Source organism: Adhaeribacter arboris (assembly GCF_003023845.1).
Lineage (GTDB): Bacteria > Bacteroidota > Bacteroidia > Cytophagales > Hymenobacteraceae > Adhaeribacter > Adhaeribacter arboris.
On sequence record NZ_PYFT01000001.1, the window covers coordinates 2,745,053 to 2,760,803 of the forward strand.

Here is a 15,751-nt window from a genome sequence, read left to right on the forward strand (position 1 = left end):
GTTAATGGGTAAAATTAAATTGGTACATAAAGCAGCTAGTACTATCGCGAGCGCCCTCGATCGTGAGGCCTATCGTCCGGCCTCTGGCCGGTTGTACAACCCTACTGATTAAATAAGGCCGCACTCCCCAGTATTCCGGCATGGTCGCCGAGTTCCGAGAGTACAATGCTGGTATGATAACTTTTATATGGTTTTAAATAATTAACTTGGCTGAGTTGACTCAAATAGGGATTCATCCCTCGGGCTACCCCTCCACCCAATACAATAATATCGGGAGCAAACAAATTGATGTAATTATGAATACCTGTTTTTAGATGGGTTAAAAAACTGGATACGACAGAATGAGCATCTAAATTACCTTTTTGTTGCGCTTCAAAAATGGTATCTACCGTTAAGGGTAAAGTCGGGTATTTCTCTTCCCATTTTAAGCGAATGGCGGAATCAACAATACCGGTGGCGGAAACCAATGCCTCCAGGCAGCCGGTTTTGCCGCAGTAACAGGCAACATCGGTTTGGCCGATTGATTGATGGCCGCTCATGTGGCCAAAGGCGAGCTTACTTTCAAAAGTACCATCGGCTACAAACCCTACACCTAAACCGGTTCCCAAAGTAAGCACCAATACCCGATTATATCCGTTTCCTTTCCCATACAAAGCTTCGCCTAAAGCTACCACGCGGGCGTCGTTATCAGCCTTACAGGCTAAGGAGCAAGATTCTTGAATCAGTTGCGTTAAGGGGTAGTCCTCCATAAATTCCAGAAAGCCATACGTAGAATCTACCGTACCATTTGCCAACACAAAGCCGGTCACGCCAAAGCCAGCACCTAATAAAATAGTTGGCTCTTTCTCGGCCCGGCTCTTTAATTGCGCAATTCCAGATGTTATGGAATGTAAAAATTGAGCTCCATCCTTTTTCTCGGTAGGTGCTATTACTTTTTCCAGAACTTCTCCCTTGTTTAAATCCACCAGTCCCATTTTGGTTCGGGTTCCGCCAATATCTACCCCAATAGCTAATTTTCTTTTTCTGTTTGACATGCGCTATTTTGTTGCTTTAGCATTCTCAAGAACCACCCGGAAAGTTTTGATTTGATGATGCCCAATGGTTTCCTGTAAACTTCCGTTTAGGATGGTGGCTTTGTTCAAATCAGTTTCCACGTGGGTCGTTTGGTGCGCAGTAGTAATCTGAGGGGTAAAAGATAGCTTAACCGGGGAGTTGTTATTTTTAAAATTCCATAACCGGGTAATTATTCCTTTCGCGGCACCTTCTTCGGCTGGTTTAAGGCTCCACAATAAAACATTCGGGTCACTTACCTTTAAGAAGGAATAAGTTTTATCTGAATAAATGGTTTGGGTGCCGGTTATCCTGCCAGCGACCAGCGGGTTTTGGTGTTCTAAGGAAAAACGCATAGAAGCCGCGGCATTAAAACCGGCATTTGTGCTTAAGGCAAAGCGCTGGGTAAACAAACTATCGCCTCCTTGTTTTAAAATGCCTAATTTAGCCCCATCTACCTGGCCGCCCGCTAACACCGAAATCTGAGCAGTTTTTGTATCTAAATTGGTTAAGGCACTGTTACCGAGTTTCAGGAAGGCGCAATCGGCGTTAGATAAGGTAATACCCTGCTTGCCGTTGTTAATAGCTGCGAAATGGTTTAAGGTGAGCCAATCAAAGCGGGCATTCTGGGTGGCATAGTTCCCGCCTTGGATTACTGGTTTTGCTTTTAATATAGTGCCGGTTTCTTCGTGCCATACATCCGCGCCTGTTAGGTTATAAGAAAAAGCCCAGCTCTGCACTTCTCCAAAATTTTGGGTTATCTGATTCTCTATATCCACTCTCGGTATTTCTTTAAATAAGGTAATCCGGCTGGTATGCGCTAAAGGCTTTTGGCCAGTACAGAGTATGGTCACGGATACTGGTCCCTCGTGCTCAATCACAATCGAACCTATATTATCGGAGCCCGAACCCAAATCATTCATAAATTTACCATTCACTTGCGCGGCATACTCTTTATTGCCTTGGCGTTTATCAACAAAACTGGTAATGACACCCTGGTTGGTTATTTTTAACTTATAAAAACTATTCTCGAAAACTTGGTTGGCGTAAGTTGCGGCTTTTGGTAATGCTTTAGCTGGGGAAGAAGTTATTTCGAATACTTTATACCCGACGGAAGGTATATCCGTCGCTAAAATCCGGATAAATTCTTTGCCTTTACTCTTAATTAACTGGGAAGGTACTTCCTGGTTGGTCTGGGTATCTATTACGCGAACGTTTTTAGTGCCGGTGTAAGGGAAATCGCAAACATCGGTACGTTGCCAGCTAAGAGGGTTGAAGACGTAAAACTGGGTTTTATTAGAGCTAGTTTTAATGTAGGTTCCTAGCTTTTGCTGCGACAGGTTATACAATGTATCGACGTAGGTAGTCAGCTGGTTTTCAATTTTGCGTTGCCAGGCAGCTCTATCCTCTCGTGATACCGGACCATCAGCGGTCCAATCGTGTTCGTAGTAAAGCCCCAACGCCATCCAGGCCGTTTTTTTCAAATCCGCCAGATTACCGGCAAAGTTTTTATCTTGTTGGCTTACCAGCGAAGCCATAGCTTCCGCGGCCCGGAGCTTTTCGACGGACCGTTTTACTTTGGCCGAAAGCTCGGCCATAGAAGCACTATACAAATCCCATTCGTTGCCATAAGCGAGCGACTCCTCCGGAATGACCTTACCGTAAGCCGCTTCAAAGGCTTTAAAATAATCCGATTGATTCGATACAATAACTTGCCGCTGGGCATTAGTTTTAGCTTGGGCGGTAGTGGTAAAAATATCCGTGGTGGTTTGCAAATCGTCCCAGCCGAACCCAAAAGCGCCGGCAATGTGGTACGGATGCGCCGGCGATTGGCATAAAGCCGTTAATTGGTCGACGGCTAAAGCCGGGTCGCGCGCTTCCGCGTAACCCCCCAGTTGTTTATTTCCGCCGGGAGCAATGGAATACCATTTCATGAGCACCTTACTGTTATCCAGCCCTGTATACCAGTACACTTCTTTGTTGCGCTTTTTTAAATCTTTCATTTGAGAGGCACAATCGCAGACTCCTTTCCAGCTATATTTTACCCCCGCGCCCGCCCACAACGAACCTAAGCCTAAGGGCAAAGTCTGATTTTCCATAGCTACGGCCTGGTCCAGGTCTAAATTATATCTTCTTTGGAGGTAACCCGCGTAATACATGCCGCGCAAAATACCTTCCGTAGGGCTAGCGCCATAACACGATACTACCGCATTGTAAGGCACGCTGATATGCCCTGATTTTATTTTAGAGATTAACTTCTCAAACTCAGCCGGGCTTTTATTTTTTTCGTATTCCCACAACCAATAACTACCATCGCAGTTAAACCGGCTTTGGTAAGGGGCAGGTAAGTTGGCGGTTTTATCACTTTGCCCGATATAATAATCGAGCATCTTAATAAAAGCTTCTTTATACTGCTTTTCATTCCCCGTCCACATATAATCGGTATGGTCATCGTTGGAAATGTAGAATTGGGTTTGTTTAGTTGGTTGAGCAAAAAGCAGGTTTGGTAGGGCCATACCCAAAAACAAAAGGTATATTTTCATAATAGTCGGGTATCTGATTACGCGGTGAACTAATTCGGTAAAAGTTTGAAAAAGTGCTGTATTAGCTAAAAGAAGGCATTTCCCTCCCCTACCCCCTCCAAAGAGAGACTTTTCTACTAATCGCTATTTTCTCTTAAGTTAATTACCTCACTGTGTACTGAATACACCGTGAACTAAGTAGGTTGCTATTTAGTAGCATCAGGCGCGGCATGTTTTGAAACCCGCCGGGTCTATTTGCTGAGAAACAGGTTATTCTACTTCGGTAACTTTGCCGCCCACGATGAAGGTATCGCCGGCATTTAATTTCTGGGCCAGGTAATACGCCATAAAATTAAAGGGTATTATATTATTTAAAACCGATAGATTTTCGCTTACTGCCGGTTCTTCCACGGTAAAAACGTGCGCTCCGGCTTGCTTTATTTTTTCTGAAAGTTTATAACTGCGGTTATAAGATTCTCCTTGCGCTATTATTTGTATCACAATGCTTTGCCGGGCGGTTTCTTTAGGACCGTGGTCGTATTGCGCCATGGGCAAACCATGGAAATTACGTTTGGTACTCTCACTTAAAATAAGCGCCGCTTCTAAAGCAGTGGCAATATTTGGGCCGTCGCCCGTAATGTAAATGCCGTGGATTTTTTCACTTTGCAGCAACGAAAAAACTTCAGCGGCCAACTGCTCTCCTTTTTGTTGGTACGCCCGCATATTTTTAGTTAATACCTGCCAGGCGTCGGAGGCATCTAGCCCAAGTCCTTTAAAAAGGGCCAGTAAGGTATTAGTATAGGTTTTAGAAGAAGAAAACTGCTCTTCACCCGCCAGGATGGGTATTACCTGTTTTACATTTTTGGCGGTGGCCAACAGGCTTTTACCATCATTTGTAATGGCAGTATAATTCTGGAATAAATTACGGCACCATAGCGCTTCACTGCTTCTGCCAGATTGCGATAGAATAACGGCATGGGGAAGCTTTTGGTCTGATTTTAAGTAAGTAAAATATTCCGAAGCTAGCTCCGGATAAATGGGAATACCCATGTACTTAAAGGCGAGCGGCGCAAAATAAGAAGACCCCATGCCTAAGTAGGGCACCTGCAACGGTAATGTATATGGGGGTGATTCAGTCAGCAGTATTCTTCCTTTTTCAGGTATTTCCAGTATTTCTTCCAACATTTTATTCATTAGAACTTAAAATTTAAATTTAGTGCGAGTGTCCTCACTCGAGTTTGTCTATTGTTCTGTCAGAGGCCGGTATAACCCCAGTTTAGTTATTCTGATAGAGCGTATGTCGGTTCGCCTGGCCAGAGACTTCCCGGATAATAGACACGAGCAAGGACACTCGCGCCAGAGAAACGATCATAAATTTAGTAGCCCCACTGACTAATTTTGAAAATTCTTAATCCCTGCTTTTAGTAAAGCGGATTTTGAATGAGCAGTTTGTTGCGATTCATTTCGTCTAACTTAATAGGCATGAAATAAGACCAGTCTTTCCAGGTTCTATCCCGGACACTCACAAAGGAGTAGGTCGGTTTTTCCATACCTAATTTATAGCGGATGTCTACGCCCAGTGCGTTAGTAGAAAGTACTTGGGGGGCAATCATCCACCGCCGGATATCGAAAAAGCGCTGGTCTTCGTACATTAGTTCTATTTTTCGCTCCTGCCTTATCTTTTCCCGCAATTCATTACCCGAACCAGTAATAGTAGGTAAACCGGCTCTTTTCCGGATAATATTAATTACCTCCAGTGCTTGGGCATCTTCGCCTAATTCATTAGAAGCTTCGGCATAGTTTAATAAAACTTCGGCGTACCGTATAAAGCGCCAAGGCGCATCTTGCTTTAAAAACTGGGTATTCACGGTAGGATCGATAAATTTACGCAGGTAGTAACCGGTATAGGTACCGTCTTCTTTCGCAGCAAACGAACTGTTGCGGGTATCCAGGCCACCTACCCAGGAGCCATCAGGCTGCTCGTAATACCCTACTTGGATTACTCCCACTGGGTCTAAAGATACCGCCCCAGCCTGACGAGGTTGCCATTTGGCTCCTTCGAACAAAATGTTGGCGTAAAAACGCGGCTCGCGGTTTTTATAAGGGTCGGCCCGATGCACCGGATTATCCCAGCTAAATTTACTGCCATCGCTCATTTCAAAGGCATCAACTAACTGACTGGTAGGCGTATTGCCGCCATAACCGAAGTAGCCATTTGGGTTATTGTACCGTCCCGGGTTATAGCCCTCCGCAGAATTCTGAATAAAAAAACGAACAAAAATATCTTCATTGGTTTCTTTCGATAAAAAAATCTCTTCGTAATTCTTGGCCACATTATCGCCCGGAGCCGGTTCTTTTTTGTACAGGTCGTATACATTTAAATCCATTACGGCTTTCGCGGCGTTCTTGGCTTGCCGCCAGCGTTCCGCCCGGTCGCCGCCCACGTAGCCAATTAATTCCGGATTAGGGTAGCCCTGCGACCAGGCATTCTGGTTATGGTATAAATTGCTGGCCGCAAATAATAATACCCGGGATTTAAGAGCTAAAGCCGCTCCTTTGGTAGCCCGGCCTTTCAGATTTCCGCTGTAACTATCGGGCAATAAAGCCGCCGCTTTGTCGCAATCATCCACAATAAATTTAATGCATTCTTCAAAAGTATTCCGGGCCGCGAGGTGGTCGTCGTTCAGCCCGTAAGGAGTGGTAATGATGGGCACGCCCCCGTATAGAAAAACCAAATTGTGGTAATGGTACGCTCTCAAAAAGTAAACTTCACCCAAGAGCCGGTTTTTCAGTTCTTCATCGTCGTAGGTATTTTTTTCTACTTCCTGCAGAAAGAGGTTACAGGCCCGGATGCTTTTGTAAACAGTCTCCCAAGACATTTTCCAGGCCCTGGCATGTACGCCGCTCATCCAACCATTATTGGGTTCAAACACGGAGTAATCGCTGGGTGTTATTAACGATTTTGTAACGTTGCTGCTGCCGCCATCGAAGGTAAGAATGGCCTCGTCCGAAATAGAAGCCATCATTAATTCGGTAAACCCATGCGGAATATTATTGTAAACGTTATTCACAAAAGTCTGCATTAAAGCCAGGTCGGTCCAAACAACATTGCCGCTGTATTCGCTCGATGGTTGTTTATCCAGGAAATCGTCGTCGCAGGCAGGAATGGGAATCAGGAATAAAAGAACCAGGCAAGTGTATAGTAAATTCTTCATGATATCCGAAATTAAAAAGTTAAAGTAAGGCCACCATTCACTACGCGCTGCACCGGATAACTGGAACCGGAAGTATTATCTGATTCCGGGTCAAAGTCGATTAAGTCCGGGGAAATAGTGAACAGATTATAACCACTCACGAAAAAGCGCAAGGCGCTAACTCCTATCCGGTTAATCAGGCTCGCTGGTAAATTATAGCCTAATTGCAGGGTTTTTAATCTCACATAATCGGTGTTCCGGATAAATTGGGTGTTAAATTGGGTGCGCCAGTATTCCTGTGAGCGGTTAAAGGCCCGGGGTTCACTGGCATCCGGATTAGCTTCCGTCCATCGGTTATTATAAAAATCTTGGAGAAAATTGCCGCTGTCGCCGGAGTAGGTATCGATGTAGCGAATGGCGCCCGTGGCTCCCTGAAACAATATCGATAAATCAAAGGCTCCATAAGCCAGGTTGATATCCACGCCGCCGTTAAACCGGGGAATATTGGTTTTTTCATTCCGGACCCGGTCATTCCCGTTAATAACGCCGTCGTTATTTACATCTTTAAAAATTACATCGCCGGGCCGGGCACCTTGCCAGTGCGGGTAAGCATCTACGGCAGCCTGGTCCCGGAAAATGCCCAAAGATTGGTAAAAAAGGTCTCCATCTGGGTTATTCGGGTCGGTAGGAATAGGTTTGCCGGTAGACTGCTGATATTCCGGCCGGCCCGGTGATTCATCCCAGAAAAGGATTTTGTTTTTAGAATAACTGCCGTTTACCGATACGTTATATCTGAACTTTTGAAGTTGGTTTTTATAACCAACATTAAACTCCACGCCGCTATTTCGTACTTTGCCGATATTTTCCTTGGGCAAGGTAATACCGGTAGAAGAAGGTACGGAAGCATTCCGCTGCCATAATATCTGGGAACGCTTATTATTAAAATAATCGAACTCAAAATACAATTTGCTGTTAAAAAGACCGGCTTCAAAACCAATATTAGCTTGATTGGCCACTTCCCAGGTTACGTTCTCGTTTGGAATCCTAACTTCCCGGAGCAGTTTATTTTCTTGGGTGATGCCAAAAATGTAGGTATTGGCGTTAAAGCCGTAAGAAGATAAATATTGCCATTCGTCGATGCGGTCATTACCGGTCTTGCCCCAGGATGCCCGAACTTTAAAATTATCGACCACGGGCAACGCATTCTTCCAGAAATTTTCTTCGGATAATCGGTAGCCGGCCGAAACACCCGGGAAAAAGCCATAACGGCCTTCTTTCGGAAAAATGTACGAGCCATCATACCGCCATACAAATTCGAGGAGCAGTTTTTCGAAATAATTGTAATTAACCCGGCCAAAGTAATTTAAGCGAGCGTTTTCGTAGGCTACCCCGGTATTATCTTTATTTATATCGCCACCGGCAAACAACTCATCAATGGCCGATGAAACAAAAAACCGGCGGTAAGCGGAGAGGCTATTGCCGCGTCCCCGACGCGATTCCGAGCCAACCATAATTTTGAATGCATTCTTCTCAATGTTTTTTTCGTAGGTTATAATTCCGTTAAGCAGAATATCCTGGTTATCTTCGGCCCATTCCTGTAACCTTGGGTCGTCGAAGCCTTTCTTGCCTTTTACCAAAATGGGTTTGCCGTTGGTGTCGTACGAACTGCCATCCCAGGAATACAAGTACCAGGGAGTTTCCCAGCGTTTGCGAAAACGGAACGTTTTATCGAGGCTGGCATTGCCGCTAAAAGCCAGTCCTTTTACCCACGGAACTTTTACATCTAACCGGATATTACTGTTTAAAACAAATTGCCGGGTCCGGTCGTAACCGGTAGCATCGGTACTGGTAACCGCGGGGTTATTGCCTTGTTCTACGTCCGGGCCGGGTGTGCCATCGGGCCAATAAGCGTGTTTTCCGGGGTCGGAACGCATCAGGCCCGAGAATATATTGCCACTGCCGAAATTTGGCGCATTTCGGTTTTCCATTCGGCCCGCTACATCAAACCGCAGGCTTACATTATCGGATATTACCCCATCAATGTTGCTGCGAAAATCATATTGTTTATAATCGGTAGAGCTTTTATAGTAATAGCCATCCTGAAAGCGGGAACCCATATTCAGAAAATATTTAATTCTTTCACTGCCTCCCGTAAGAGTGGCATTCAAGTAATTTTGCCGGGAACGCGGCTTTAGTACTTCTTTATACCAATCGGTATTGGGGTGACCCCAAGGGTCGGAGCCATCCTGAAATTTCTGAATATCACCCGGACTATATCGTGGTTGCCGGTTATTGTAAGAATCAATTTCATTAAGCAGGGTAGCGTATTCGGCGGCATTGGCCATTTCCGGTATGCGGGTAGGCTGGTTATAGCCTTCGTTGTAATTAAAAGTAATTTCTGGTTTGCCGGTTTTACCGCGTTTGGTGGTAATTAGTATTACCCCGTTGGCCGCTTGCGAGCCGTAAATAGCCGCCGAAGCATCTTTCAGAACAGTAATACTTTCAATGGTATTGGGGTCGATGCGTTCTAAGGACCGGCCCGGAATACCATCTACAATTATTAAAGGATTATTATTGCCTAAGGAATTGGTACCCCGGATGCGAATATTAGAACCATCGCTACCGGGTTCGCCACTGCGTTGAACTGCCGTTATGCCAGGTAAACGTCCGACCAAGGCATTACTCACGTTGGCTACCGGGGTTTGAGTAATTTTTTCGCCTTTCACCGAAACTACCGAACCAGTAATAGTGGCCCGCTCCTGACTACCATAACCCACCACCAAAACTTCACCGAGTTGTTTGGCATCCGGCGCAAGGGCAATATCTATCACACTTTTGCCGCTTAGTAGCACTTCTTTAGGTAAATATCCTACATAAGAAAACACCAGCGTGCCAGTGGTATTTTCGTCCGGTACATTTAATGTAAAGATACCCTCTGGGTCTGTACTGGTGCCAATGGTAGTTCCTTTTATTACCACCGTTACCCCTGGCAGACCGGCTCCGTTTTCATCCGTAACTTTTCCGGAAACAGATACATCCAAAGGATTTGAAAACTCATTTTTTATCCCAGCTGCGTTCGATGTACTCTCGGTTAAGATTCCGGAGAGACCAGCGGAAGTAGTTGCCTTATCCGTTGTGTCGGCCGATTTAGGAGCCAGAATCAGGTACGTTTCTTCATCAATTTTTTTATATCTCAGGCCGGTTTTCTTCAGCAAGCTTCTCAGGTTTTCTTCCAGTTTCCTGCCCGGCTGAATCAAGGTTGGATTAACGTATACGTCGTTGAGCAGTTTCTCCTCGAACATAACATCTACGTGGTACTTGGTTTTTAATTGCATCAGCGCCTCCCTCAGGAGCACCGACGAGTTAGCTTGTGGGCTGGTTTGCTGGTTCTTTTGGACAGGTGGCTGCATACTAACCAAGTTTTGCGAGTAGCCAACCAGTGGGTAATGTCCATACCCTACCAGGCACATGAATACTAAACAATATCGGGTAGACTTTCTCATAAGTAAAACGCAATTAATAGGTTAACTCTATAAAAAGGTAAGCGTATGCGGAATAGACGTGGCGTACTTGCGCCACAGTAATCTGAATAAAATGAGACTTATAAGGTTCAAGCCACAAAAGCTTGAACCAGGATTATTTTATTAGAATGGTGTTCCCTCCTAACTCCTTTAGGAGAGTATTAAAACTTTTTTAAATTAAGGCTGCGCGGTTACGGGTTCGGTAAGCTGATAAGTAGATTTATCTACTAAAACTAATTGCAAGTCCAGCATTTCGGAAAGCGATTGCAGAAGCGATTCGGGTTTAGTTACTTTAAAAGTTCCGCCAAAGGTGCGATTGGCCACCAAAGAATCCGGTATAATTAACTTAATTCCAAAACTTTCTTCCAAAATAGCCGCAATTTCCCGTACCGACGTATTGTCGAAAATAAACCGTTTTTCTTCCCAAGCCTGATGCGCCAGCAACGATTGTTTATGTTTCAGTTGTAACTTGCCACCCGAATTAATGGTAACCACATCGCCGGGCCGGATAGCCAAAGGAGTTTTAAGCCCACTTTTAGGTGACCGCAACCGTACTTTCCCTTGGTTGAGCACTACTTTACTGCCTCTTTTCCGGCTGAACACCACAAATTCGGTCCCTAGTACTTCTACCTCTAGTTGCTCAGGAGTCCGAACGATGAATTTCTGGTGACTTTTTGTGTGTACTATTTTAAATTTTGCTTCGCCACTTAGTAAAACCTCCCGGCTCTTGCTTCCAAACCCAAACCTTGGAACTCTCAGGCTTGAATTAGCATTCATGACTACCCGGCTGCCGTCGGGGAGCGCCAAGGTTTTTACTTCTCCGTAGGCAGTCCGGTATTCGGTATTTAAAATTTGGTCTTTTTGTACCCAAAGCGTAGCAAAAGAAATTAGCAGAAAAACCACGCTGGCGGCAGCATACCCGTATCTAAAGCTCCGAATAGAGCTAAGAAAGGGCAATACCTTGGTAAAGTCTGTATTGGAAGTTGTGCAATTTTTACTGCCTGTGCCAGCTTCCTGTATCCGAAATAATAATTTTTGGTAAGCTTCTCCCGTGTCGGGGGTTAGTTGCAGGTTCTCATTCTCCCATTCTTCGGTCCATTGATAATACAATTCTTGGTTAGCTTCTTCTTCCAGCCACTTTTGTATAAGCGCCCGCTGCATGAGAGTCGCTTTTCCCTCAAAAAAATTAAACAATGTATGTTTATCAATTTCCGCTTTCATAGTTTAATAAAATGTATGCCCTCTCCAAGGTCATCAGTATAGAATCAATGCTCGGCCATCATCAGAACCTGCACCATCCCGACCAGAGTCAGAAAGGCATCTTTCTTTAAGATTTTCCGGAGAATGTGGAGTACCCGAGTGATATGACCTTCCACGGTTTTAACAGAAATCTCTAATTTATCCGCGATTAAAGCGTTTTTCATGCCTTCAAACCGGCTCATTATAAACACCTTCTGGCTTTGCGGCGAGACCTCCTTAATCAGCTTATCAATTTTCAGGTAAAGTTCGTTGTACTGCAGCATCTCGTCGGGCAAGGCTTTTTTATCTAAAGGGTCATTTTCGTAAATATCTACTTTAGGCCTTTTATGAAACCCCGACCGCAAATAAGACAAAGCCTGGTTACGAGCTGCCACGAACAAATAAGCCCGGTAAGAGGTGTGGTTCTTTTGGTATAATTGATGTTCCCAAAAACTAAAAAACACATCGGCTACCAAATCTTCGGCTATGTCCCGGGATAAAGTAATACGGGCCACATGGCTGCACAAGGGCCGGTAATACCTTCTGAAAAGCATTTCGTATCCAGCTGCCGGGCTGTTTTCAAAGGCTTTCCGGATGAACAATTCGCTATCATTCAAATTAGTAGGAACCACCTCTTCTTTCCTATCCGACACAGAAATAGGATTATAGCAGTCCTCTGAATTCAGCTTGTCACTTGCAAACATAATGTTATCCGAACAGTTATCAGTAAGACGCAACAGGTTCAATTTACCCTTGGTCTTTTGATAAAATTTATTGAAAAAAAATATCCAGATGATTGTCGTTTATCAAAAAACTTCAATTATCGGGTTCTAGTTTGATGATTGTGGCAAAAGGAGGCGGAAGAATAAATTCCATTTAAGGTCATATCAGCAACTGGTTTAAGGTAATAAAGCTAAATCCTGTTATTTTTATAAATCAATATTTATTCAATACAAAAAACTGCAGTTGAATGCTGTATCTACCTCTTTTATGGAATTAAGTAAAATCAATTTGGTGTTAATTCCCGATTTAAAAGATAATGGTGTAGTGTGAATGCAAATAAATAAGAGGACAGAAATAAGTTCAAGTATTCTGTCCTTCAGGAGAAAACTATTCTGCTTCATAGCTAAATAGTTTCCTCCTGAAGGACGTAAAAAATTATCTTTCTCTATTGTAATTTAATTTTGGCCAATTGCTTATTATAGTTTAGTTTACAGTTACCCCTAAGTAAAATTATCTAATTCTCCATTTAATCTATTTCCAAGGTAGACTTCGGTATCCTCCATACTAAATTATTTACCGACTATATGCCCACCTCTTTCTGGGATGTCTATGCAAATGCCAAATCAGCCAAAGAGCGAATGAAAACTCATTAGATTGGTTATAAACTTTAAGTTTTCAAGATTGAAATCTTTACATAATTTAAATTATTTATAAGCGGTATCGGATGGCAGGAAATAAACCCAATTGAGGCTTAGGTATTTGTTCCCTTGGTCAGGTGGGAAATTCGTTGCGACTACATAGAGCGAATGTTTGCCGATCAAAGGTTTAATCCGGAGGGTTTGTTCTTTCCAATCCGTAATCAGATTGGTGATATTTCCCCCAGGGGTTTCGTTGGGTTGTAAATCAAGGGCACCTATTTCGATGCCACTAGGTTTATCTAGCCGGAAAGATAAACGGCAAGTAAAAGAAGTAGAAAAAGCTATCTTCAGGTTTTCAATAGTCGTCAGATCCAGGTTTTGGAAAGAGATATAGCTATTGTCAGCGGGAAAACGAATATAGGCATTGTTGTAGCGGATGGCAGCCTGATTCTCATCACAATAGATGGCTTTTACCTTGGCATTGCGTAAGGCCTGCGTGATTTGCCCCACCTGAGGTGGGGTATTCCCAAAACCTTTGTCCTGGTACATGCTCCGGAAAATATATAATCCTTCCGCCTTATTATCTGGTTTAAATATACCCTGCATAGGTAACCGGTTTTTTGCTTCCTGATTCATTTTAACAGCCAGGATATATTTAACCATTTGGGAAACTTCTTTGTCCGTGAGTTGGGGGTGGGCCGACATGGCTGCTTCGCCCCAATTGCCATTACCACCTTTAATAACTTTTTGCGTTAAAGCGCTGATGCTTTTGTCCTCTTCGGGGTAGCGGTTGGCAATTTGTACCCACGAGGGGCCAATGGACTTTGTTTTTTCCTGATGACATCCCAGGCAGTCGCTTTGCTTAATTAATTGTTGACCGGGATGCAGATAAATGGAGGTGGGTTTTTCCTGATTCTGAGCCAGAAAGGTTAGGTCCGTTCCCATATCGGCCAAATCTACCGTCGTTAATACTTCCTGAGGAGCAATTTTTCCAGTACCCAAACTGCCGTCCTCCTTGTCTTTCACTTTCACCTGGTAGCGAACAGGCATCTGATTCCAGTAAAAACTCTGATTACCGGCAAAGTTGATGGTTACTTCCGGTTGCTCATTCCCTGCCTCAATTTTAATTTCCTGGGTAGAACTCTCACCTTGGTTATCGGTTACTTTTAAAGAAATTCGGAAGCTGCCAGGGCGATCGAACTGATATTTTGTTTCGGAACCTGCTGCAAGGGATTTTTCCGAGTCCAGTAGTTGCCATTCATACGTCAGCTTATCGTTTTTATCATAATCAAATGATTCTGCTCCCGAGAAAGAAACAGTCAGGGGCACCGCGCCCGCCGTTTTGCTGGCCTTAATTTTAGCTACTGGCGGTCGGTTACCTTCGATGTAATCAATCCGGACGAGGCGGGAATTCTGATTTTGGGCAAACCAACCGGTACCATATTCCAGCACGTAGAGCGCTCCATCCGGCCCAAACTCTAAATCTATCGGATGGTCGAATTTTGCGGTCGGCATAAACCGTTCAATATCTTTGATGTTACCGGCTTCATCCAGAGTTACTACATTTATCCAGTCGCGCAGCCACTCGGCGATAAACCACTTGCCATTGTAATAATCCGGAAATTTACGCGGCGTTTTCACCCAGGCAGGTGTTTGCTGGTAATTTTTGCTGTAATAAAAGGGTCCGGCAATCGGGCTTTTGCCGCCCGTACCTAAATTTTTGAATTCTTTCGATTCGTCGTAAGAATACCAGATTAACGCGCCCACAGCCGGTGGCAACTCCTGTGATCCGGTATTGTTGGGCGAATTATTAATGGGTTTTAGTGGGTTAAAAAACAGGCCTGTTTTCTCGGTAGCAAAGTCGAAGTCCGCGTAGGGTTGGTTGTTGCCGGCAAAATAAGGCCAACCGAAAAAGCCGGGTTGTTTGGCCTGGTGCCATTCGTCGTAGCTGATGGGCCCACGGGCCGGATTATCAATGGTATTCTGGCCAACATCGCCCCAGTACAACCAACCGGTTTTGGCATCAATAGCAATCCGGTAAGGATTGCGCACACCCATGGCGTAAATTTCGGGCCGTGTTTTAGGCGTATTTACCGGAAACAAGTTTCCTTCGGGTATGGTGTACGTACCATCCGGTTCGGGTTTAATGCGCAGTATTTTGCCGCGTAAATCATTAGTGTTACCGGCGGTTCGTTGCGCATCCCAGAACTCCCGGCCTTTTCTTTCGTCGATGGAGTTGTAATAACCCGGATTGTGCGGATTGGTATTGTCGCCGAGGGCAATGTATAAGTTCTTATCCGGTCCAAAAGCCAGCGAACCCGCCGAATGACAGCATTCCTGACGTTGCGTCGGAATCTCCAGCAATACTTTTTCGGACTTTACGTCTAAGGTGCCATTGGCAAAATTAAACCGCGACACCCGCTGTACAGCTTTATCCCCTACCGGAGAATAGAAAAAATAAATAAAATGATTTAGCGCATAATCCGGGTCTAAAGCCAGACCTAATAAACCATCTTCCAAATCGTGGAAAACGGGTAGATTAGTTACTAGCCGCAGTTTATTTTCTTTGGCGTCAAACAGCTTGATTCCCCCGGTCCTTTCAATTAGCAATACATCCCCTTCTGGCAAAATCTGCAGTTCCAGGGGTTCATTTAAATTAGAAGCCAGTTCTATTTTCTGAAAACGTTCCGGGTCGGGTACTATTGGCTGGGTTGGTGCTTTGGTTTCGGAAGAGGTTTTGCTGTTTACTGCTTTATTCGCACTGGTACCTGTACAAGAAGAAAAACCTAATGCAATAGCTAAACAGATAAATAATAGTGAAATTTTAAAGGCTCCGAATAAAACCTGCATAAACTCAAAATTTT

General features: G+C 44.3%; 9 protein-coding genes. 1 reads left to right on the forward strand and 8 read right to left on the reverse strand.

Annotation, left to right across the window (positions count from 1 at the left end; translation table 11 throughout):
• Positions 1 to 101: 101 nt before the first annotated feature.
• The 3 genes from AHMF7605_RS11105 to AHMF7605_RS11115 all read right to left on the reverse strand — a co-directional run bounded on the left by AHMF7605_RS11105 (position 102) and on the right by AHMF7605_RS11115 (position 4,766).
• On the reverse strand, positions 102 to 1,034 hold the full coding sequence (locus AHMF7605_RS11105; RefSeq protein ID WP_106929275.1) for an ROK family protein: 933 nt from the start codon (positions 1,032 to 1,034) through the stop codon (positions 102 to 104).
• 3 nt (positions 1,035 to 1,037) lie between these two features.
• Entirely contained in the window at positions 1,038 to 3,593 is a 2,556-nt protein-coding gene (locus tag AHMF7605_RS11110; RefSeq protein WP_233219010.1) for a glycosyl hydrolase-related protein, read from the reverse strand.
• Between the two features lie 249 nt (positions 3,594 to 3,842).
• Complete coding sequence (locus AHMF7605_RS11115; RefSeq protein WP_106929279.1) at positions 3,843 to 4,766, reverse strand: SIS domain-containing protein; 924 nt, start codon at positions 4,764 to 4,766, stop codon at positions 3,843 to 3,845.
• A 28-nt stretch (positions 4,767 to 4,794) separates the two neighbouring features.
• On the opposite strand from AHMF7605_RS11115, the gene AHMF7605_RS29710 reads away from it, so the two are divergent.
• Positions 4,795 to 4,968 carry a hypothetical protein gene (locus AHMF7605_RS29710; protein WP_158267497.1) on the forward strand — a complete coding sequence of 58 codons (174 nt, stop codon included), beginning with the start codon at positions 4,795 to 4,797 and terminating at the stop codon, positions 4,966 to 4,968.
• A 25-nt stretch (positions 4,969 to 4,993) separates the two neighbouring features.
• Here the strand turns inward: AHMF7605_RS29710 and AHMF7605_RS11120 are convergent, their stop codons facing one another.
• The 5 genes from AHMF7605_RS11120 to AHMF7605_RS11140 all read right to left on the reverse strand — a co-directional run bounded on the left by AHMF7605_RS11120 (position 4,994) and on the right by AHMF7605_RS11140 (position 15,737).
• Positions 4,994 to 6,787, reverse strand: coding sequence for a RagB/SusD family nutrient uptake outer membrane protein (locus tag AHMF7605_RS11120; protein WP_106929281.1), 1,794 nt, complete (start codon positions 6,785 to 6,787; stop codon positions 4,994 to 4,996).
• A gap of 11 nt (positions 6,788 to 6,798) precedes the next feature.
• A complete protein-coding gene (locus AHMF7605_RS11125) occupies positions 6,799 to 10,176 on the reverse strand; it encodes a SusC/RagA family TonB-linked outer membrane protein (protein WP_233219011.1) in 3,378 nt (1,125 codons plus the stop codon).
• 288 nt (positions 10,177 to 10,464) lie between these two features.
• Entirely contained in the window at positions 10,465 to 11,508 is a 1,044-nt protein-coding gene (locus AHMF7605_RS11130) for a FecR family protein (protein WP_106929285.1), read from the reverse strand.
• Between the two features lie 44 nt (positions 11,509 to 11,552).
• Positions 11,553 to 12,230 carry an RNA polymerase sigma-70 factor gene (locus AHMF7605_RS11135; protein WP_106929287.1) on the reverse strand — a complete coding sequence of 226 codons (678 nt, stop codon included), beginning with the start codon at positions 12,228 to 12,230 and terminating at the stop codon, positions 11,553 to 11,555.
• Positions 12,231 to 12,953: 723 nt separating this feature from the next.
• Positions 12,954 to 15,737, reverse strand: a complete 2,784-nt coding sequence (locus AHMF7605_RS11140; RefSeq protein ID WP_106929290.1) for a PQQ-dependent sugar dehydrogenase — start codon at positions 15,735 to 15,737, stop codon at positions 12,954 to 12,956.
• Positions 15,738 to 15,751 lie beyond the last annotated feature (14 nt).